The sequence below is a fragment of the Vibrio sp. V43_P6S15P86 genome (assembly GCF_009904725.1).
Lineage (GTDB): Bacteria > Pseudomonadota > Gammaproteobacteria > Enterobacterales > Vibrionaceae > Vibrio > Vibrio diabolicus.
In genome coordinates this window covers 1-18,403 of the sequence record NZ_WXWT01000356.1, presented here as the reverse complement: position 1 = coordinate 18,403, position 18,403 = coordinate 1, and the positions used below count along the sequence as shown (strand labels likewise).

Annotated in this window: 15 protein-coding genes; 9 read left to right on the top strand and 6 right to left on the bottom strand. The window is 45.0% G+C overall.

The features are described from left to right. The first annotated feature begins 575 nt into the window (after positions 1–575). Entirely contained in the window at positions 576–1,091 is a 516-nt protein-coding gene (locus CAG69_RS16030; protein ID WP_031780335.1) for a GNAT family N-acetyltransferase, read from the top strand. A 147-nt stretch (positions 1,092–1,238) separates the two neighbouring features. On the opposite strand, the gene rplY is transcribed toward CAG69_RS16030, so the two are convergent. The 5 genes from rplY to CAG69_RS16005 all read right to left on the bottom strand — a co-directional run bounded on the left by rplY (position 1,239) and on the right by CAG69_RS16005 (position 6,149). Next, on the bottom strand, positions 1,239–1,517 hold the full coding sequence (gene rplY / locus CAG69_RS16025; protein WP_005393245.1) for a 50S ribosomal protein L25: 279 nt from the start codon (positions 1,515–1,517) through the stop codon (positions 1,239–1,241). A gap of 284 nt (positions 1,518–1,801) precedes the next feature. Next, positions 1,802–3,151, bottom strand: coding sequence for an ATP-binding protein (locus CAG69_RS16020; RefSeq protein WP_161445119.1), 1,350 nt, complete (start codon positions 3,149–3,151; stop codon positions 1,802–1,804). Further along, complete coding sequence (locus CAG69_RS16015) at positions 3,141–3,800, bottom strand: response regulator transcription factor (protein ID WP_161445117.1); 660 nt, start codon at positions 3,798–3,800, stop codon at positions 3,141–3,143. Before CAG69_RS16015 ends, CAG69_RS16020 begins: the two co-directional genes overlap by 11 nt. 76 nt (positions 3,801–3,876) lie before the next feature. Next, positions 3,877–4,302, bottom strand: coding sequence for a PepSY domain-containing protein (locus CAG69_RS16010; protein WP_012841930.1), 426 nt, complete (start codon positions 4,300–4,302; stop codon positions 3,877–3,879). A gap of 95 nt (positions 4,303–4,397) precedes the next feature. Beyond that, a complete protein-coding gene (locus CAG69_RS16005; protein ID WP_012841929.1) occupies positions 4,398–6,149 on the bottom strand; it encodes a DEAD/DEAH box helicase in 1,752 nt (583 codons plus the stop codon). 121 nt (positions 6,150–6,270) lie between these two features. On the opposite strand from CAG69_RS16005, the gene rsuA reads away from it, so the two are divergent. The 3 genes from rsuA (at position 6,271) to CAG69_RS15990 (ending at position 9,272) form a co-directional block, all read left to right on the top strand. Next, positions 6,271–6,972 (top strand): 16S rRNA pseudouridine(516) synthase RsuA, encoded by a 702-nt coding sequence (gene rsuA / locus CAG69_RS16000; RefSeq protein WP_033905117.1) that lies wholly within the window; start codon positions 6,271–6,273, stop codon positions 6,970–6,972. Between the two features lie 435 nt (positions 6,973–7,407). Beyond that, a complete protein-coding gene (locus CAG69_RS15995; RefSeq protein ID WP_005393240.1) occupies positions 7,408–8,610 on the top strand; it encodes a Bcr/CflA family multidrug efflux MFS transporter in 1,203 nt (400 codons plus the stop codon). After that, complete coding sequence (locus CAG69_RS15990; protein WP_161445115.1) at positions 8,610–9,272, top strand: DUF2913 family protein; 663 nt, start codon at positions 8,610–8,612, stop codon at positions 9,270–9,272. The genes CAG69_RS15995 and CAG69_RS15990 overlap by 1 nt, the downstream gene beginning before the upstream one ends. 30 nt (positions 9,273–9,302) lie before the next feature. On the opposite strand, the gene CAG69_RS15985 is transcribed toward CAG69_RS15990, so the two are convergent. Beyond that, complete coding sequence (locus CAG69_RS15985; RefSeq protein WP_161445114.1) at positions 9,303–10,754, bottom strand: DUF2867 domain-containing protein; 1,452 nt, start codon at positions 10,752–10,754, stop codon at positions 9,303–9,305. A gap of 95 nt (positions 10,755–10,849) precedes the next feature. Between CAG69_RS15985 and CAG69_RS15980 the strand changes: the two genes are divergently transcribed. From CAG69_RS15980 to nhaA, 5 genes are all read left to right on the top strand, one after another. Beyond that, on the top strand, positions 10,850–12,226 hold the full coding sequence (locus tag CAG69_RS15980; RefSeq protein WP_005393232.1) for an MATE family efflux transporter: 1,377 nt from the start codon (positions 10,850–10,852) through the stop codon (positions 12,224–12,226). Positions 12,227–12,413: 187 nt separating this feature from the next. Beyond that, on the top strand, positions 12,414–13,085 hold the full coding sequence (locus tag CAG69_RS15975; RefSeq protein ID WP_005393230.1) for an ABC transporter ATP-binding protein: 672 nt from the start codon (positions 12,414–12,416) through the stop codon (positions 13,083–13,085). Continuing rightward, a complete protein-coding gene (locus CAG69_RS15970; RefSeq protein ID WP_005393229.1) occupies positions 13,066–15,519 on the top strand; it encodes an ABC transporter permease in 2,454 nt (817 codons plus the stop codon). The genes CAG69_RS15975 and CAG69_RS15970 overlap by 20 nt, the downstream gene beginning before the upstream one ends. Continuing rightward, a complete protein-coding gene (locus CAG69_RS15965; protein WP_161445112.1) occupies positions 15,519–16,643 on the top strand; it encodes a lipocalin-like domain-containing protein in 1,125 nt (374 codons plus the stop codon). Before CAG69_RS15970 ends, CAG69_RS15965 begins: the two co-directional genes overlap by 1 nt. Positions 16,644–16,972: 329 nt before the next feature. Continuing rightward, positions 16,973–18,124 carry a Na+/H+ antiporter NhaA gene (gene nhaA, locus CAG69_RS15960; RefSeq protein WP_006742626.1) on the top strand — a complete coding sequence of 384 codons (1,152 nt, stop codon included), beginning with the start codon at positions 16,973–16,975 and terminating at the stop codon, positions 18,122–18,124. The last annotated feature ends 279 nt before the right edge of the window (positions 18,125–18,403 follow it).

Genomic DNA, 18,403 nt, shown 5'->3' with positions numbered 1-18,403 from the left:
GGGAGGGGGTTATTTTGTGAAGTGGCCAATTGAATGAATGTGGTTTGTGTGAATCAATGCGCATTTTTGCGAAGTATAGCGCTGATTTTGGTGATTATTTTGCCAAGTTCATGTTTTTCTTAGCAGCTATGACACAAATCGTTATAAATTTTCGCTCTGATGATGAGGGAAATGTTTTGTATATAAAATGAACACTGTAAAACCCAAACTCGTTTGATATTGGCTTACTCTGTTTAATACAAGCAGAAATGGTATTTCTCTCTTTACTATAATTGCGACCGTTTAGAAGTCTTATGCCTTAGATATCGTTTATTTATTCTTATTCGATACCTTACCGTGTTTATCCCGCTTTCGATACCCGGATGTTAAAACAAATAGATTCAATCTAATGAGCGAAAGTGAAACGTAAATAACGTGGCGTTTTCTCGAATATTACGATGTGCACTATCATTGAATTAATGAAAATGAAATGGAGTAATGTAAAGCGTTGCATCTGTGGCTGCTCGCTTTGAGCTTCGATTCAAAGAGTAGGGTTGAAAGAATTTGTAAGTGGCGAATTTTAAGAAAGGATAGTAATGAGATACACAGTAAGGAACGCAGTCAGAGAGGAAGCAACTCAAATCGCCAAGATACATGTTGATTCGTGGCAGGTAGCATACAAAGGGTTAATGCCACAGAGCTACATCGATCAGTTTACGATTGAGCGCCGAGAAAGGATGTGGACGCGAGTCATGACTGAGCAACTGGCCCAATTGATCGTGGTTGAGAGACAAGGGGAAATCGTCGGCTTTTTAAGTTACGAACTACCTAACCACACCTGTGAAGATAAAACGGCGTGGGTAACATGTTGCTATGTCTCTCCTTTGCATTATGGGCAAGGGGCAGGGAGTGCACTGTTAGATGAACTAGAAACGCGTCTACTCTCTACGCCCGTTATGCAGATAAGCCTGAAAGCACTGGATACCAATAAACAGGGGCTTAACTTCTACAAGAAGTGTGGTTTTGTACGTACTGGAGAGGAAGAGGCGGAAATCATTGACCGTATGACGCTGACGGATCTCACTTTAGTGAAGTACATTGCCCGTTCGTAAATCAATTGTTATATGCCACATATAGTAAAACCCCGGAGGTGGTAAGACTCCGGGGTTTTGAAATTTTTTAGATGTCTCGGTTGGTAAGTCCGATTATCTTTAATGCAAAAGGTTTGGATTTAATCCGATTAATTCCTTGGTAGGGAATTAGATACGGATGAAGTCCATGTGTTCAACTTTTGGCTTGAACGCGTGACGTTGAACGTCTTGTGGCTTAACTTTAACTTCTTTGCCATCGATAACTAGAACTAGGCCTTCGTAGAATTCAGGCTTGTCCATTTGGTTTACGATGTCGTCGTGGTTAAGAACGATAGCTACTGCTGCTTCTTCACCGCCGTATACAACTGCAGGGAATTTGCCAGCGTGACGTAGGCGGCGGCTCGCACCTTTACCTAGTTCAGTACGTACTACTGCTTCGAATTTCATAGTATTTACTCTCAAATTAGTAAAAATCAAATGTTCACAATCAACAATGCGACCTTGTTGTTCGTGGTAAAGCTTGAAACAGGAACTGTTCAAGCGAGCGCGGATACTATCATTCCACTTATAAATGGGCAACCCAAATCGTATCCAAATCAACAAAAAGGTATGATTTGGCTAGGTGTAAGGCTATCCCTTTTAACGCTTTGCTTGGATTTTGTTCACATCGGCTTCATTTTCATCGGTTTACTAATCATGGTCCGAAGAACAAAGTTTATGCGTTATATGCTTTATGTTCGGCTGAGATGTAAGACTAAAGATGCTTTTAAGCCACCTAAAGCGCTCGCTTCCAGTGTTAATTGACCTCGGTAACTGTGTGCCATTTCACTGACTATATTTAGACCAAGACCTGAACCAGGGGTTGCTTCATCCAATCTAACGCCTCTCTTGATTACTTGACTCAGTTTCTCTTTAGGGATACCTGGTCCGTTATCTTCAATGATGATGTGTATATTGTCTTTATCCTGAGAGGAGTGCACACGAATCATGTTGTTGGCCCACTTATAGGCATTTTCAAGCAAGTTACCCAGCATTTCGTCGAGATCGGTCTGCTCTACCGCTACATTCAGCTCTGAATCAAGTTCATTAATTAAGGAGATATCTCGGCTCGCATACACTTTATCAAACGCCATTGAGATAGCATCCACACGCTCTGCTGGGTTCGATTTCACTGATAAAATATTCATAGACCCCGCCATGCGGGCACGGCCCAGATGGTAATCGATATGATCTTGTATTTGATTGATCGGAGTACGCAGGCGGGATTGCGTATCAGGTTCTAACGTCTGTACTTCATTTTTTAGGACAGAAAGTGGGGTTTTTAGCGCGTGTGAAAGATTGCCTGCATGATTCCTAGCTCGTTCTAACAACTCCTGATAATGGAAAAGCAGAGCGTTGAGGTCGAAGATAAGAGGAGAAATCTCTTTCGGATAGGTTTCTTCTAGACTCTTTTTGTTACCAGACTTCAGCTCGGCCAACTCTTTTTGTAACTTTGTAAGCGGACTCAATGACCATGCAATTTGCAGCAAAATGACGGCAAGAACCCCTGCGAATAATAAGCCTAAAATAAGCCAGAGTTGCCCGATTAGCGTTTGCAGGGTGCTTTTGATAGGCTCTTCGTCAATACCAATAATGATATGGATAGGCCCATCGTAATCTGGTAAGTACAGAGCTTTTTCGATGGTAATCAGCCTTTCGCCTCTCGCGCCGTAAGCATCGTTATCCAGACCTTTGTATTCGATTTTTTTGTCCCACAAAGAACGAGAACGCTCGAGACTCGTCTCAGTAGAGGCACTCCAATATAAACCACTGTAAGGTCGGTTAAATCGAGGATCTGAGAGCAGAGCAGCGAGTGAGAGGTGCCCAGTCTCATCGACTTCTAACTGAGCGGCGATTTCATCCATAAAAATGCTCAGCTGTGAGCGAGTGTCGTCAACCATATAGTTGTACACTTGGGTCGGTATCGTCACACCAGCTGCGAGGATCATTGCCGTCAACCAAACGATCGCCGCTAAAACGAGGCGACTTTTGATACTCAGTCGTTTTATTGCGTTCAACGGTAGCCTGTTCTTATTCGGCATTTAATTGGTATCCCAACCCTCGGACAGTTTTGATGATCTTTGGTGCGATTTTTTTGCGAATTCGGCCGATAAAAACTTCGATTGTGTTGGAGTCACGATCAAAGTCTTGTTTGTAAATGTGCTCGACGAGTTCGGTGCGAGAAATTACTTTTTCTGGGTTATGCATAAAGTAAGCGACCACTTTATACTCCAGCGCCGTTAAGCTTACTGCTTGCCCTTGCCACATGACTTTAGAAGTGCGCGTATCCAAGCTCAAGTCGCCAATTTGCATCACAGGAGAGGCGTTACCTGATGCTCTTCGCAGTTGTGCGCGAATACGAGCGATAAGCTCAACCATTTCAAACGGCTTAGTTAGGTAATCGTCTGCACCTGCGTTTAGACCTTCAACTCTCTGCGTTAGGGTATCGCGAGCACTCAGGATAACGACAGGAGTATTGATGTTTTCATCTCGAATGCCTTTTAGCACAGTGAGGCCATCCAATTTCGGCAGTCCTAGATCAAGAACAATAGCGTCCCATTCTTCCGATGTCGCGCGATACAGAGCGTCTATGCCATCTTGAGATAATTCTGGTACCCAGCCGGTACTTTCTAATGCTTCGATGATTTGCTCGCCTAAACGAGGGTCATCTTCAACGACAAGTATTTTCATATTGGTGATTCTTATTATGTTTGGAGTGTTATCGACGTAAGCTACGCATTGAGTCGGGATTACGCATTAGACCAGTTTAGTTGTTTTGTGGCTTTAACGCTTTGTTAAAGCTGCGACCTTTGATCTCAAGCATTTCCAGCGTGGCGGCGTCATACTCAACTTTCAGGACGCTATTGTTGTACAGGATTTTCAATTCATACACCCAAGCATCATCATCTTCTTCAAGCTCGACCTTGATGATGCGGCCGTATAGGTCGTTTTCTACTGCGGCGTAAAGGTCCGAAAATGGTCGTATATATCCTTGTTGAACCGCGCGATAGACCTCATCTTGATCTTCATCGAATTCAATACGTGTTCCAGGCTTTTCGACATCTTGCACGATGGCGTGACCATTTTGTGAGGCATAGTAGTCGTCATGCTTGGCGAAACTTGGTGCACACATCAATGTCGTGATAAGGCCGAAAAGTAACGCAGAATGTTGAGAAGTCGTTGCTTTATACATAGTCAAACCTTTTCTAGAACGTTAGCCGCAGTATATCGGATATAGATGAACAGAGAGTGAATCATCGAGTTCAGTTTTACTAAATGTTGCAGAGGTTATTTCAACTCGTCTTCAAAAATTTTGTCTCGCAATTTCCAAAAGCGACCGGATTTCCTTGCAATAACAAACTGAGGCAAACGGAAACGATGTTGATTGGCAACAACACGTGTCGGTGAAGCCTCTTCAAAAGGGCGATGCTTGTCTGCCAAGTGAGGGCGCACAAATTGGTCTTTAAACGTTTGTTTTTGTTTTTTGGTACTCAATGACCAAAACTCATGAACTAACGCATTGCCTTCGCCTTGGTATGGTTCGCCAGAATATGTCACCTTGAGTTGAGATTTACCATCACTGGACTTGAATACTGACAGGTCCATTTCTGTGCATTCAAAGATTAATGCATCTTTCAGATTAAGGGCTTCTTTTAATTTTTTATCTGGATCAACAAGCGTTGCGTCACACTCATGACAAATGCGCGCAGCAATATCGTTGTCGGCACCACATTCACCACAGTATTTGGCACGAAAACGGTAGCCACAGTGTTCACGCTCGCCTGTGTCTTCATCTTCAAAGTAACCCTGGCAACGTCTGCCAAAGTGTTCAACCAAGAAACCGTTACTATCCAACTTACCCCAGAAGTTGTTATTGAATCCGCAAGCCGGGCAGGGAATCGTGATAATTTCACTGTCAGAGTCTGGTTTGGGATCACCGACTTCAGGTTGGTATAAATCGTAGCTGTTGCCTGCGTAATCAAGCACTAAACATTCTGATTTTCCGTCTGATAAGCGTAATCCTCGCCCTACAATCTGCTGGTATAGACTGACTGACTCTGTTGGTCGCAAAATCGCGATTAAATCGACATGCGGCGCATCAAACCCGGTAGTCAGTACCGAAACATTGACCAAATATTTTATTTGACGATTCTTGAACGCTTGGATGATCGCATCGCGCTCCGGCGTAGGTGTATCACCAATGACGATTTCAGTTTCGCCTTCAGGCAGTAAACTGTGGATCTCTTGTGCGTGTCGGACAGTCGCGGCGAAGATCATGACACCTTGACGCTCTCTCGCATATTGCATGATTTGCTCAACAATTTGCGGAGTGGCGCGTTTGGCTTTATCGATCACCATGTCCATTTCTGCTTCTTTGTAGCGTCCGGTGTTTGCGGGTTTCAGTTGCGAGAAGTCGTAAGACAAAACGGGCGCGTCCATCATGCGGGCTGGAGTGAGGAAGTTTTCGTCGAGCAAGTAACGGATCGGCAGTTCGAAAATACAATCGCGGAAGAATCGAGGCTCTTCGGTGCGTACTTGACCTCGGGTGTGATACTGATAAATCCAGCCCATTCCTAAACGATAGGGCGTTGCAGTTAGTCCCAGCACCTTAATGCCTGGGTTCAGTTCTCGTAAGTGAGTAATAACTTTTTGGTAGCTGCTGTTTTTGTCATCCGGCACACGATGGCACTCATCAATAACGAGCAGAGAAAACTGGTTTTTGAACGAATCTAAGTTACGTACGACCGATTGAACCGAAGCAAACACGACTTGCTGGTCAGTTTCTTTTCGCCCCAATCCTGCTGAGAAGATGGAACCTTTTAAACCATAACCTTCATACTTCGCGTGGTTTTGCTCGACCAGCTCTTTAACGTGAGCGAGGACTAACACTCGTCCTTTCGCAAGGCGAGCAAGCTCTGCGATCACCAAGCTTTTTCCGGCACCAGTTGGCAGCACGATCACTGCTGGTGTCGAGTGTTTACGAAAGTAGTGAATGACTGCTTTAACCGAGTCGGCTTGATAAGGGCGAAGTGTGTACATGAAAATATGTGAAATTGCTCAACTATTCGAACGAGGAACGCTATAATACCTGACTTTTATACCCAAGTGACCTTTAAACCAAGATTTGGAGGTTACTTGGGTATAATTCAATGAGGTATTCATGCGTTTAGATAAATATTTGTGTGACGCTCTGGGTGCAACGCGCAAACAGGCAACAAAGATCATCAAAAGTGGTGACATCACCGTTGACGGTGAGGTTCAAAAAAGTGGTGCATTTAAAGTACCTGAAGGTGCAGAAGTAATGTGGGAAGACCGCGTTATTGGTGCTCCTGGTCCTCGTTACATTATGTTGTATAAGCCTGCTGACTTTGTTTGTTCACATGAAGATGGCTACAACCAAACTGCATTCGCATTGCTCGATGAGCCTAAAATTGAAAACCTTCACTTTGCGGGCCGATTAGACGTAGACACAACCGGTTTGGTGTTGATTACGGATGATGGTAAGTGGTCTCACCGCATTACCTCACCGAAGCATAAGTGTGAGAAAACGTACCGTGTTTGGCTTGTCGATGCGATTCAGCCTGATTACGCGGAAAAGCTCGAACAAGGCATCATTTTGCGCAATGAATCAGAAGCAACATTGCCTGCTCGTTTGGAGATCGTGAACGAGGCAGAGAATGAAGTATTGTTAACTATTGTGGAAGGTAAGTATCACCAAGTGAAACGCATGTTTGCGGCGTTAGGAAATAAAGTTGAGTACTTACATCGTGAGCGTATTGGTTCGATTGAACTCGATGAGGCACTAGAACCTGGTGATTATCGCTACCTCACGCAGGAAGAAATTGATTCTATTTGGAATTAATTATCGGCATGGGAAATTCTTTAGTTCCCAATTGGAACTAGTTTTTTGGTAGGAATTGGCTCAAAATTAATTTTCCTACCAAAATTAGTGCCTAGACAATTCCGGTGTGCTTACTCATCTCAGTGATATGCCTTTGCATTTAGCTGAGCTATGCATACTCTTATTGCAAAGCCTTCGGCAGTGGTGAGTAAATGGTGGAATCAATTCCATCATTTTTACTGCATTGTGTTTATTTCCCATAAACACACTTCGCTTTCACACGCTTTTCTATGTCGAGTTCGTCAAGGTCACACCTTGGTACATATTTGCCCTTATGATTCTCGAACGTTGATAGAACAGGCCTTTGGCTTCTAGATTCAGCGATATGAGAACCGTCCGTTACGTTCACTTTGCTCTGAAAGTATTGACGAAAGGGCTCCAACAAGAGGTAAAAGAATGACAGAAAAAGCTCAAAGCGCTCCGCAATCCCAAATCAGTTTTCTATTGTTTCTTGTATTAGGAGCGATTGGTGCTTTGACGCCTTTGGCGATCGACATGTATCTGCCTGCAATGCCAACCATCGCGAAAGATTTGGGTGTTGCGCCTGGCGCGGTTCAGATTACGTTGACGGCTTATACGGCAGGTTTTGCGATTGGCCAGTTAATTCATGGGCCGCTTGCCGATAGTTTTGGCCGTAGACCTGTACTGATTTTGGGTGTGCTTTTCTTTGGATTAGCGGCGGTAGTGAGTGCGACCACAAACGGCATCGATGCATTGACTTATGTGCGAACAGCACAAGGTTTTGCTGGCGCGGCAGCGGCGGTCATTATCCAAGCCGTCGTGCGTGACATGTTTGACCGTGAAGACTTTGCCCGTGCAATGTCTTTCGTCACCTTAGTGATCACCATGGCACCCTTGGTTGCGCCTATGATAGGTGGTCACCTAGCGATCTGGTTTGGTTGGCGTTCGATCTTTTGGGTGTTAGCCATTTTCGCTGTGGTGGTAATTCTACTGGTACTTTGGAAAATCCCAGAGACGTTGAAACCAGAAAATCGTCAGCCGCTTCGTTTTCGCACTACGATGAGAAACTACGCCAGATTATGCTCCAACCCTGAAGCGATAGGTTTGATGCTTTCTGGAGCGTTTTCATTTTCCGGAATGTTTGCATTTCTGACCGCGGGTTCGTTTGTTTATATTGATTTATATGGTGTTCGACCAGACCACTTTGGTTATTTATTTGGTTTGAACATTGTTGCGATGATCATAATGACCAGTATTAATGGTCGCTTGGTGAAGAAAGTTGGCTCTCATGCCATGCTTCGTTTTGGGTTGTTCGTGCAACTTTTGGCGGGGATTGGTTTATTCGTAAGTTGGTTAATGGACTTCGGATTATGGGGCATCGTACCTTTTGTTGTGCTGTTTATCGGTACATTGTCGACGATAGGTAGTAACGCGATGGCGCTGCTTTTAAGTGGCTACCCATCAATGGCGGGTACAGCTTCGTCTCTGGCGGGGACGTTAAGATTCGGTATCGGCTCATTGGTTGGCGCGCTGGTGGCATCACTACCCGGCAATGTTGCTTGGCCGATGATCATTGTGATGTTTGCTTGTTCTGTGCTTTCAGCACTGTTTTATTGGACTTTAGGAAGAAAGGCGTAATGTCGAATTACACCAAAGAAATTCAAAACTTAGTTAACTCAGCACTTGAAGAGTTAGATCAAGAGCATCGCTCAGGTAAGTTAGCCAATGCTCCTGTTGCGAATAACCATTATTTAGTGCGCTGGGTTACCAAAGCACTTAAATCTCAGCGTTTCGGTCGAGCCGTAGGCGATGACTTAACACGTTGGCAAAAAGCGGGTCGTTCAAAGGGTAATGACGCTGGTTTGTTATTTATCTTCAAGCGTATTTCCGCTTTTTACGCTCAGTTTTTTCCTGAAGATGAAGATTCAAAAGTGATCAAAGACTTTGACGTCGAAGCATTTTTAGATGTGATGGAGCAAGCGGGTTGGGAAGTATCAACGTCTGAGCAACTTGTTGGTTGTGGTAAAATCCAAATCTTCACGGAAGGTCAAAACTCTTTGGCGCTATGTGCAGATCAATGCGAAAGCTGCTTCGACGGCGAGCTGCTCGTCAAACCAATGAGCTGGTTTGTGCGTGGCAACCATGCTGAGTTTGTTGAGAAAGCAGCGCAAGCGGGCTTTATGGTGCATAAAGTGACGGATTACAAATCGATGGTGAAATACCACGGCGAGTACCTTATCTTTCCTGCAAATGAAGGTAACCAATTGGCTGAGATTCCACTCTCGTTCAAAGCTGACTAAAGTGACATTTTGAGTGTTTAGAAGCCCCGGTTATTGGGGCTTTTTGTTTTCTAAACGGTTTGCTTCTTTCGCGATGGCTTTGACCATGCCTTTGAATATGAATAGATGGGCTGGCATCATGGCAAACCAGTAAAGCAGCCCGAGAAACCCCTGTGGGTGCCACCAAGCGGTGATATCCAGTTCTCGTTCATCACCATGGTCTTTGATGGTAATTTCTAAACGTCCAAGCCCTGGGCCTTTCATCCCAAAAAACAGGGAGAGGAACTGATCTTCCTCGCAGCGAATCACTTTCCAAGAGTCAATATAATCGCCGACTTTGAGCTCCGGCCCCGGAGGAGAAACGCGAATCGGTTTCCCGCCACCAAAAAAGATGTCGAGCCATTCACGTGTGCGCCACAAAATGTTGGCAAAGTAATAGCCTTTTTCACGACTCCCGATTTTTTGAGCCACTTTCCATAATGCCGCAGCGGAGGCTTGAGTTTTTATGCTCGCACCGGCTTGTTTAGGGTAGTAGCCATACCCTGGTTGCCATCGACGAAGTGCCGCTGGTTCAAAGCCCCAAACATTGCTGCGTACAAACGTGCCTTCATCTTGAATGGTATCGGATACCGCTTGCTCGTAGCTGATCAGCGTTTGCGGAAATCGTGCTTCAATCGCTTTGGAATCGGCAATGTAGTCATGCTCTAACCCCGCGAGTAATGCTTTGCCGATGTTTGCTGGTACAGAGGTGACCAAGCCGAGCCAGTACGATGCCATTTTTGGGGTAAGCAACGGTGTCGACCACAGCCGATAAGGCTTGTTGGTGATTCGGCAAGTGACTTTAAACTGCTCGCGGTAGCTGAGTGTATCTGGCCCACCAACTTCATAAATTTGGTTTTCTTCTGGGGGTGATGCTTCGGCCAGCTGCAATAAATAGTGATTGAGGTTGGGTAGGGCAATAGGGTTGGCTTTTGAGTCGACCCATTTAGGCGCGATCAAAATAGGTAAGTTGTAGACAAAATCTCGCATGATCTCGAAAGCCGCGGAGCCGGGGCCAATGATGACGCCAGCACGCAATTCAGTTACTGGAACGCCAGACTGTCGGATAATTTTGCCCGTTGCTTTGCGAGCGGCTAAATGGCGCGAGTTTCCGGTTTGCGGTTGGATGGCACTTAAATAAATGACATGTTTGACACGGCTTTGCTCCAATGCGTATTTAAAATTCAAAGCAAGGTTTAGCTCGTACTCAACAAAGTCATCGCCTTGTGCCATTCCGTGTACTAGGAAAAATACCAAGTCAAAATCGTTCACCACAGCGAGCGTGGCTTCTGCGTCGGCTAGGTCCAGATACCGCAACGTTAAATTAGGATGGGGCCGAGTCCTTGACTCCAAATAATCGATATGTCGCGCCGCGGCCGTGACGGCGTAACCTTTATCTAAGAGTAACGGAAGAAGTTGAGAACCAATGTAACCCGAGGCGCCTAGCACCAACACCTTTTTCATTATCTGTCCTTTTAATCGTTGGTGGAATAAACACCACAGAGTATAATCATGAGACACTTTCCCCATTCTATCAATAAGTTGTCGTTGGAGCGCTTGTGACTTTTCTCTCTCAACTCTCAATACATGCAGATAAAGCATTCTTACGTCGCTTATTCGCGATCGCGCTACCAATTACACTGCAAAGCATGATGTTTTCTAGCCGAAGCCTCGTCGATGTGCTTATGCTCGGCCAACTTGGTGAAGCTGAAATAGCCGCTGTTGGGGTAGCGGCGCGCGCGACGTTTGTTACTACCATCATGTTAGTTGGGGTGACGACGGGTGGTGCATTACTGACCGCACAATATTGGGGGGCAGGCGATAAAGTCGGGGTACGTCGCAGTACCGCTTTAACATGGATGATAGCCATGGTGTTTGCCGCCATTGCCGTTGCTTTGTTTGTTATTTTCCCACAGCCAGTTATGAAACTGACTACAGACTCACAAGAAGTGATTGAGTTAGGGGCCAGCTATCTAATTATTTCATCCGTTAGCATGTTTGCTGTTGCGTGTGTCGCTAGTATGTCGGTGGGCTTGAGAGCGATGCACCAACCGGGGCTGAGCACATTTTTTAGTGGTATAGGCATTCTGTCTAATGTTTTCCTCAACTGGGTGTTAATTTTTGGTCACTTAGGTTTTCCTGCTTTAGGGATTACAGGGGCAGCCATTGCAACGGTTATCAGTGGCGCTATCGAAGTCGGTTGTCTATTTGGCTATTTATGGCTGAAGAAACACATAATTGCATTTGGTTGGGATGATATACGCGCAGGTTTGGTTTTAGACAAAATAACGCGTTTCTTGAGCCTTTCCTTACCGACCACATTTAACTTTTTGGCATGGGCTGGTGGATTGTTCGCTTACCATGCCATCATGGGGCAAGCGGGTGTGCAAGGTTTGGCAGCGTTGTCGGTGATGACGCCCGTTGAGTCAATCGCTCTCGCTATGATGATTGGCCTATCGAATGCAGCTGCGGTTTTAGTGGGTAACCAACTCGGCGCGAAAAACTTTGAACCTGTGTATTACCAAGCTTGGGCTACGGTCATTTTGAATGTGTTTATCGCATTTGTGGTCGCTGTTGTATTGATAGTGTCCAATCAATGGATCCTTAATGCGTTTAGTGCACTGACAGCGGATACTCGCCAGTTAGCTGAACAGTTTATGGTGATTCTTGCTTTAGGTGTCGTACTACGCTCGGTGCCGATGATGGTCATTGTTGGGGTATTACGTGCAGGTGGTGACGTTAAGTTTTGTTTGTATCAAGACATTCTTGCGCAGTGGGTGATCGGGATTCCACTCGCTGCATTTGCAGCGATTCAGCTCGGTTGGGACCCACAATGGGTTTACTTACTCTTTTTGACCGAGGAAGTTGTGAAGTGGACGATTTGTCTGCCAAGAATGGTGAGCCGAAAATGGATGAAAAACCTTATCGGTCAATAGAGGTAAACAGAGCTTTCTGCAGCTGCAAAAATCTGCTCAATACGTCAACAAAATTAGGAACAGAAAGTGAATCGAGTTGCATTTGTACTCTCATAGTGTGATCAAGCATTCAAAATACTTTCTACTAACAGGATTTTAGTGTAGATTCTGATCCCAATTTTTAAATACCATCCGAGCGGCATAATCAATGTTAAAACTGTCAGACCTATGTAAAGGCTATGTAGATGGGGGAGAATTTCACCCTGTATTACAAGGGGCAGAATTAACATTACAGCAAGGTGACCAAGTCGCTCTGATGGGAGAAAGTGGTTCGGGTAAAAGTACTTTGCTGAACTTAATTGCCGGACTGGATACTGCAGACTCTGGTGAAGTTCAGTTTCCAAATTTTGCCATGCATGATGCGCCAGAGCATTTGAGAACCCTTTATCGCCGCAACAATATTGGTAATATCTTCCAACAGTTCAACCTGCTTCCTACGCTCAATATTGCCGACAATATTCGTTTTTGTCGTCAGTTAAAAGGTTTGCCAGAAGATAAAGAGTTGTGGCGTCAAATTCTTTCTGCTCTGGATTTAATGCCTCTGCTAGGCCGTTACCCGGAAGAAGCATCTGGTGGTCAGCAACAACGTGCTGCTATTGCTCGCGCACTCTATATGGAACCTAAAATCCTACTCGCTGATGAGCCAACTGGTAGCCTAGACGAGCGAAACGCAGAAGCGGTAATGCGCTTATTGACGAGTCTCGCTCGCCAACTGGAGTGTACTTTGCTGTTAGTGACGCACAGTGAAAAAGTGGCGGCCCATATGGAAGGTAAGATACGACTTCAAGGAGGGCAACTGCATGTTATGGCCCGTAGTTAAGGCACTACTCGGTCATTACCGTCGTTACCCACTACAAATTATTCTTGTCTGGCTAGGGTTAACCTTAGGCGTGTCCCTTCTTGTTGGTGTTACTTCTATCAACCAGCATGCAAAACAAAGTTATGCGACAGGAGAAAAGCTTTTCTCCAATCCTTTGCCATACCGAATCCGAACTAAACACTCTGCCAATAAAATCCCTCAAGGTTTCTATATCCAGTTGCGTCGAGCTGGGTTTAACCAATGTGCGCCGTTTGACGTGCTGCATCTAGATGCTAAAACCGATATGAGCTTGATGCTGGTGGGGATTGATCCTGTCGCGATGATTCCATTGCAGCAAGGCAAATCTTTGGGTGAGATGCCCGTTCTATCATTAATGAAACCTCCTTATCCCATTCTAGTCAGTCAAGATTTGGCCGCTTACATGAGTTGGCAGGATGGGGACTTTATTGAGATGAATGACGGAAGTCGTCTCGGACCGATTCAAGTCGATAAAAACAAAATGCTCTCAGGGACTCGACTGGTTACTGATATATCGTTGTTGCGTATGCTCAAGCGGAGCTCAGGTTTATCTGCGATTTCTTGTGGTGAAATGCCAGAGGAAAAGCTAATAGCACTGAAAAATATGCTTCCCAATGGCATGACGCTCGTTAGGAATACGCGTACGGAGCTTGAGTCGTTAACTAATGCATTCCACATGAATCTCACTGCGATGGGGATGCTGTCATTTTTGGTCGGGTTGTTTATTTTTTATCAAGCGATGTCTTTGTCATTTATTCAGCGACAACGTTTGGTGGGTATTTTGAGACAGACGGGGGTCAACGGAACGCAGTTGGCTCAAGCATTGTTGTTAGAGTTGTCGTTGCTCGTCTTTATTGCGTGGGCGTGTGGTAACTTTTTTGGTTTGATCTTGGCAAATGAGCTGATCCCTGCAGTCTCATCGAGCCTGAGCGATTTGTACGATGCCAACGTAGGCTTAACAATAGGATGGTCTTGGCAGTCCAGCTTATATAGTCTGATCATGGCAGCGATGGGCGCATTAATATCGTGTTTGTGGCCATTGATTCGTTTGTTGAAGTCACAGCCAATTCGTCTCTCTTCTCGACTGTCATTAATGCGATTTGCAGGGCGTGAGTTCTCTTGGCAGGCTCTTGCTGCGTGTGCGTTTTGTGTCGCGGCAATCGCAGTGTATCAAGCACCGAAAACACAAGAAACTGGCTTTGCCATTATTGCGCTGATGTTGGTTAGTGTGGCCTTGTTCATGCCATTTATTATGTGGCATATGTTCCAGAGCTTTTCTTACACCATGCGTTGGGTACGTGTACGTTGGTTTTTTGCCGATGCGGCTGCGAGCATGAGTTATCGCGGTGTGGCAACAATGGCGTTTATGTTGGCACTGGCGGCAAATATCGGCGTAGAAACGATGGTAGGCAGTTTTAGGGATACGACCGATAAATGGCTCAGCCAGCGATTGGCAGCGGATATTTATATCTATCCGACAAATAACTCAGCAGCTCGGATGAGTGCGTGGCTGCAAAACCAACCAGAAGTCAACTCGGTTTGGTGGCGTTGGGAAAAAGATATGCCAACCGAACATGGTGCTTTGCAAGTGGTGAGTACAGGCTCTTCTGAAGGTGAGCTAGATGCACTGACGGTAAAACTAGGTGTCCCGAATTACTGGTATCAACTGCACGCGACCAAGAGCTTGATGGTGAGTGAATCGATGGCCTTGAAGTTGGATATTCGCCCAGGAGACTTCATTAACTTGCAGGAACCACTAGGTGGAGACTGGCAAGTCGTTGGTGTTTATTACGATTATGGAAACCCGTATAACCAGGTGATGATGTCGCACCGGAATTGGCTGTATGCATTTGCAGGGACGGGCAATGTTGGCCTTGGTGTGGTATTAAAAGATAGCGTTAATGGGGAGGGGCTGAAAAATCGCTTAGAAAATGTATTCCGCCTCCCGCAAGACCGTGTGTTTGATAATGGTAATATTTATAGTCAGGCAATGAGGGTATTTGATCATACCTTCGCTATTGCAGGAACCTTGGGCAACATCACACTGATTATTGCTGTGTTTGGTTTATTCTTCGCGACATTGGCGGGCGAGTTGTCGCGGCAGCGGCACTTCTCTTTGCTGAGATGTATGGGTGTATCCGGAAAGGAACTTGTCGCATTGGGTGGTTTGCAGTTGTTTGTCTTCGGGGCCATTTCCGCGATTATTGCGGTGCCACTTGGTCTGGCACTTGCACACTTGATCGTTGATATTATCATTAAGCAATCATTCGGCTGGTCTCTGGAGCTTCAAACGATCCCTTGGGAATACGCTCAAACTATTGCTTGGGCGATGCTTGCCATCATGATTGCTGGCGCATTGCCAGTTATTAGAATGATTAAGAGTACGCCAATGAAGTCATTAAGGGATGCGTTGTAATGAAAAAAGTGGGCTCTAAAAAACGCTTGTTAGTTTCAACGATCATTGTTATTACGTTTGCCTTTTTGACCGGGGCTGCTTTTTACTCAACTTTTTGGTTGGAAGCGACAGCAACACGAGAAAGCGAGCTTAACTCTATTCTAACGCGTGAAAATCAAACGATTTTCGAACCTGTATTACCTGACGAACATGTCTCTTTACCGTCAGATTTTCGCTTTCATCCCGAGTACCAACATGAATGGTGGCACTACTTTGCGAAACTGAAAGATGAACAAGGGAAAATATACAATGTTCAATGGAGTTACTTCAGGATCGCGACGGACGAGCGAGAAACCAGCGGATGGCAAAACCCTCAACTGTACATTTCACATGTTGTCGTTAGCCATGGTTCGCACGTCTGGAAAGAGCAACGTGTAGCGAGAGGCGGGATAGGCCAAGCTGGCATGACTAATCGTCCTTTCAGACTATGGATTGATAATTGGACGTGGCGCTCACTTGGTGCAACGCCTTTCCCCGGAAACTTGAATGTGACTACCGATACGTTTGGTTTAGATCTCAATGCTATGACAAACGGCCCCTTTGTCGTGAATGGAGACAAAGGTTTTCAGGTTAAACACGCGTTGCAATCTGTTGCCTCTTTTAGTTTTAGTGCGCCATTTTTAAAGGTGAAAGGGAGTTTGAACATTAATGGCAAACGCTTCTCTGTTGCTGGCTCTGCTTGGGCTCAGAAAGAGTGGGGCAGTGGCTTAATTGGTGAAGGGCAACAGGGTTGGGATTGGTTTGTATTCAATTTAGATGATGGTCGAGCACTGACAGTCAGCCGCTATCGCCACCATGGACAAACACCGCACGTGTTTGGCACCTTGTCCACACGCTCAGGTAAAGTCATCAATCTCTCAGACGATGATATCAGTATTAAACCAATGCAAGTGACCAGTTTATCAAATGGAAGAAGGCTGCCTTTGCAGTGGATTATTAATATTCCAAAGCATCAAATTAACTTGACCACTCGTATTATCAAATCAGATATGTGGCTTCCTTTTGTTATACCGTATTGGGAAGGCCCTACCTTAGCTTCTGGCTCCAACGAGGCTTGGGGCTTTATGCAGCTCACTGGTTATTAAATTCTGATAAAAACCACCCCAATGGGTGGTTTTTTAGTGGATGAAACTTCCTGAATTTTTCTCAAAAGTATGGGGTTATCATGACAGTACATGCCATGTTATGCTGATTTTCTCATAATCTTGATAAACATTTGGCGCGATAACAACAAGTACGCGCTGTGATCAAAATTGAGTGTTATGTTGGAAAATACGATGTATAGTAAACTTCATATCGGAAAAATCGAAGTTTATACTCTGAAGAAGCGATTATTCTAAAGTTTTCGACCGCTATACACTCTTATCATTCTTTGTTAATCGTTTATTAAGATAATAAATATAAGGACGAAACCATGAACGATGTCATTCGTGACTTTTTCAAAATGGAATCAGCTGGTGGTATTCTTCTCGTGATTGCAGCGGCAATTGCGATGACCATTGCTAACTCACCGCTGGGCGAAACTTATCAATCTGTACTGCATACTTATGTATTTGGTATGTCAGTTTCTCACTGGATTAATGACGGCCTAATGGCTGTTTTCTTCTTACTCATTGGCCTTGAAGTTAAGCGAGAGCTACTTGAAGGTGCGTTAAAATCAAAAGAAACCGCAATTTTCCCTGCGATTGCAGCGGTTGGCGGTATGTTAGCTCCTGCTCTTATTTACGTAGCCTTTAATGCCAACGATCCTGAGGCGATTTCTGGTTGGGCAATTCCAGCGGCGACAGATATCGCTTTTGCTTTAGGTATCATGGCATTATTAGGTAAGCGTGTACCAGTAAGTCTAAAAGTGTTCTTGCTGGCGCTTGCTATCATCGATGATTTAGGTGTGGTTGTGATTATCGCGCTATTTTACACCGGTGACCTGTCGACCATGGCGTTGCTTGTTGGCTTCATCATGACTGGTGTCCTATTCATGTTGAATGCGAAGGAAGTAACAAAACTTACGCCATACATGATCGTCGGTGCGATCTTATGGTTCGCGGTGCTTAAATCTGGTGTTCACGCAACATTGGCAGGTGTAGTGATTGGTTTTGCTATCCCACTAAAGGGAAAGCAGGGCGAACATTCTCCACTTAAACATATGGAGCACGCGCTTCACCCATACGTGGCATTTGGCATTCTGCCTCTATTCGCATTTGCCAATGCGGGGATTTCGTTAGAAGGCGTATCGATGTCAGGTCTAACTTCAATGCTGCCACTCGGTATTGCTTTGGGTCTACTGGTTGGTAAGCCTCTAGGTATCTTTACCTTTAGCTGGGCAGCGGTAAAAATGGGCGTTGCTAAGTTACCTGAAGGCGTTAACTTCAAGCATATCTTTGCGGTATCTGTGTTGTGTGGTATTGGCTTTACAATGTCTATCTTCATTTCCTCTTTAGCGTTCGGAAATGTAAGTCCTGAATTTGATACCTATGCTCGACTCGGTATCTTAATGGGTTCGACGACAGCAGCATTACTTGGCTATGCCTTACTGCACTTTTCTTTGCCTAAGAAAGCGCAAGCGTAAGATAAAAATGCGCTATTTTGTAAAGCCTCCCAATCGGGAGGCTTTTTTATACCCATAGTTCAGTACATCAGCGACTTAATAGCGACACTTTCGTATTGAGCGGATGTCTAGACCATGGAGATGAACGGAACCATCGAAAAAGGTAGGTTGGTAGATCTGCGGGCGAAAAAAAGCCCAGCCGAAAATTTGACTGGGCGGATACAAACATAGGAGTTAATAAGAAAAAAGCAGCAACGTAACAATTAGATGGAAACAAGTTTGACGGCCAGTGAAACTTAA

Coding starts and splice junctions, on each gene's coding strand:
- CAG69_RS16030 (WP_031780335.1), top strand. CDS start 576: ATGAGATACACAGTAAGGAACGCAGTCAGAGAGGAAGCAACTCAAATC.
- rplY (WP_005393245.1), bottom strand. CDS start 1,517: ATGAAATTCGAAGCAGTAGTACGTACTGAACTAGGTAAAGGTGCGAGC.
- CAG69_RS16020 (WP_161445119.1), bottom strand. CDS start 3,151: ATGCCGAATAAGAACAGGCTACCGTTGAACGCAATAAAACGACTGAGT.
- CAG69_RS16015 (WP_161445117.1), bottom strand. CDS start 3,800: ATGAAAATACTTGTCGTTGAAGATGACCCTCGTTTAGGCGAGCAAATC.
- CAG69_RS16010 (WP_012841930.1), bottom strand. CDS start 4,302: ATGTATAAAGCAACGACTTCTCAACATTCTGCGTTACTTTTCGGCCTT.
- CAG69_RS16005 (WP_012841929.1), bottom strand. CDS start 6,149: ATGTACACACTTCGCCCTTATCAAGCCGACTCGGTTAAAGCAGTCATT.
- rsuA (WP_033905117.1), top strand. CDS start 6,271: ATGCGTTTAGATAAATATTTGTGTGACGCTCTGGGTGCAACGCGCAAA.
- CAG69_RS15995 (WP_005393240.1), top strand. CDS start 7,408: ATGACAGAAAAAGCTCAAAGCGCTCCGCAATCCCAAATCAGTTTTCTA.
- CAG69_RS15990 (WP_161445115.1), top strand. CDS start 8,610: ATGTCGAATTACACCAAAGAAATTCAAAACTTAGTTAACTCAGCACTT.
- CAG69_RS15985 (WP_161445114.1), bottom strand. CDS start 10,754: ATGAAAAAGGTGTTGGTGCTAGGCGCCTCGGGTTACATTGGTTCTCAA.
- CAG69_RS15975 (WP_005393230.1), top strand. CDS start 12,414: ATGTTAAAACTGTCAGACCTATGTAAAGGCTATGTAGATGGGGGAGAA.
- CAG69_RS15970 (WP_005393229.1), top strand. CDS start 13,066: ATGTTATGGCCCGTAGTTAAGGCACTACTCGGTCATTACCGTCGTTAC.
- CAG69_RS15965 (WP_161445112.1), top strand. CDS start 15,519: ATGAAAAAAGTGGGCTCTAAAAAACGCTTGTTAGTTTCAACGATCATT.
- nhaA (WP_006742626.1), top strand. CDS start 16,973: ATGAACGATGTCATTCGTGACTTTTTCAAAATGGAATCAGCTGGTGGT.